Origin of the sequence: Streptomyces thermovulgaris, assembly GCF_002155915.1 — a bacterium.
Taxonomy (GTDB): Bacteria; Actinomycetota; Actinomycetes; order Streptomycetales; family Streptomycetaceae; genus Streptomyces; species Streptomyces thermovulgaris.
Genome location: NZ_MUME01000560.1, coordinates 1 through 975, shown reverse-complemented (window position 1 = coordinate 975; position 975 = coordinate 1). Strand labels below are relative to the sequence as shown.

The following is a 975-nucleotide window of genomic DNA, read 5'->3' as shown; positions in this document are numbered from 1 at the left end:
GTCGTCACCGCCGCCGTCACCCGAATGCCCTTGCTCCACTCGCGGGGCCCCTGCGGGCGGCCTTGGCTGGACATGTGTCCCGACGACTGCGAAGCGGCCTGTCGGCCGTACTGATCGTCCTCTCGTGCCTGTTCACACCGCTCGGAGCGGTGTCGGCCTGGGCGGCGTACGACCTGGCCGACACCGGCCGTTACGTCACCACGATGGCGCCGCTCGCCGACGACCCGGACGTGCGCGACGCCATCGTGAACACCGTCGGGGACGGGATCATGCGCGAGATCGGCCAGGACCTGGACAGCGGCGTCCTGCACGGCACCGTCGCCCCCTTCGTGCACGACGCGGTGCGGTCGTTCACCCGGACGGAGGCCTTCCGGGCGGCGTGGAACGAGGGCAACCGGGCCGCCCACGACGCCGTCCTGCGGGCCCTGCGCGACGACCGCGGCGGGTCCGGACGCCCGGTGACCGTCGACCTCGCGCCGGTCACCGCCCAGGTCAAGGCACGGCTCGCCGAGGAGCGCGTACCGCTCGCCTCCCGCATCCCCGTCCAGCACACCGAGGTCGACCTGCTTCCGGCCCAGCGGCTGGGCCATCTGCGGAAGGGGTTCCACGTGCTCGAAGTCGCCGGTTTCTGGCTCCCGGTGGGGGCCGTCGTGTTCGCCGTCGCCGGCCTCGCCCTGGCCGTCCGCCGCCGCCGTGCGCTGACCGCCGCCGCGCTCGGCACCGCCCTGGGCGGCGCGCTGCTCGTGCTCGCCCTTTCCATCGGCCGCAGCATGACCCTCGCCGACCTGCCCGCCGAGGTCTCCCAGCCGGCCGCCGGCGCCGTCTACGACGCCCTCACCGCCACATTGCGCACCACCTCCTGGTTCCTGATCGCCCTCGGGCTGACGGTGGCCGCCCTGACCTGGCTCACCCGCCGCCGGCGCTCCTTCCGCCTCGTACGCCGCCGCGCGCCGGAGCCCCCGCCCACCACCCCGC

Annotated in this window: 1 protein-coding gene; it reads left to right on the top strand. The window is 74.9% G+C overall.

Annotated features, from left to right (window positions below; translation table 11 throughout):
- Positions 1-74: 74 nt before the first annotated feature.
- Positions 75-975, top strand: a 901-nt coding sequence (locus tag CCN35_RS27300; RefSeq protein WP_211285591.1) for a hypothetical protein, incomplete at its 3' end; no start/stop codon positions are given.